We start from the raw sequence: 1,141 nt of genomic DNA on the forward strand, positions 1-1,141 counted from the left end.
CCGATCCTCGACGCCCGCTACCGCTTCGAGAACGTCGACCAGAACAACGACCTGCGCGACGCCAACGCCCAGACCCTGCGCACCCGCGCCGGCTTCCAGAGCGGCCAGTGGTACGGCCTGTCCGGCCTGCTCGAGGTGGACAACGTCAGTCGCATCGGCGACGACGCCTACAACAGCACCCGCAACGGCCAGAAGGAATACGCGGTGGTCGCCGACCCCGACGGCACCGAGGTCAACCAGGCCCTGCTGCGCTACGACCACAAGCTCGGCAGCGCCGTGCTCGGCCGCCAGCGCATCAACCTGGACAACCAGCGCTTCATCGGCAGCGTGGCCTGGCGGCAGAACGAGCAGACCTTCGACGGCGCCCTCACCCAGCTCAAGCCGCTCGACGGCCTGACCCTGAGCTACGCCTACCTCGACCAGGTCAACACCGTGTTCGGCCCGGACAACGGCCGCTACGACAATGTCACCAACCCGGCCAACATCGACGGCCACAGCCACCTGATCAACGCCCAGTACGTGTTCATACCGCAGCTGACCGCCACCGCCTACAGCTACCTGCTGGACCTCGACAACATTGCCGTGGCGCCCACCGCCGCCGAGGGCACGCTGTCCAGCCAGACCAGCGGCCTGCGCCTGAACGGGGTCGTCGCCGGGGTCAGCTACGCCCTCGAATACGCCCAGCAGAAGGACTATGGCGACAACCCGCTGGAGCTGGACAGCGAGTACTACCTCGCCGAGCTGGGTTACACCCTCAAAGGCGTGCAGCTGAAGGCCGGTTACGAGGTGCTCGGCGGTGACAACGGCAGCGGCAACCGCGCCTTCCAGACCCCGCTGGCGACCAAGCATGCCTTCCAGGGCTGGGCCGACCAGTTCCTCACCACCCCGGCCGACGGCATCGAGGACGCCTATGTCGGCGTCACCGCGCCGCTGCTGGGCGGCACCCTGCAGGCCTGGTACCACGACTTCTCCACCGAGCAGGGCAGCGACGAGTATGGCAACGAGATCGACCTGTCCTACGCCCACCCGATTCCCGGGGTGAAGGGCCTGGTCGGCCTGCTCAAGTACGCCACCTACGACTCCGACGACAAGGCCCGCACCGTCGATACCGACAAGGTCTGGCTGCAGCTGCAGTACACCT

General features: G+C 67.1%; 1 protein-coding gene. It reads left to right on the plus strand.

Annotation, left to right across the window (positions count from 1 at the left end):
* The coding region (locus PA6_RS22275) for an alginate export family protein (protein ID WP_043217428.1) at nt 1-1,141 on the plus strand (1,141 nt) is incomplete at both ends.

The sequence above is a fragment of the Aquipseudomonas alcaligenes NBRC 14159 genome (assembly GCF_000467105.1).
In the GTDB taxonomy this organism is placed as follows: Bacteria; Pseudomonadota; Gammaproteobacteria; order Pseudomonadales; family Pseudomonadaceae; genus Aquipseudomonas; species Aquipseudomonas alcaligenes.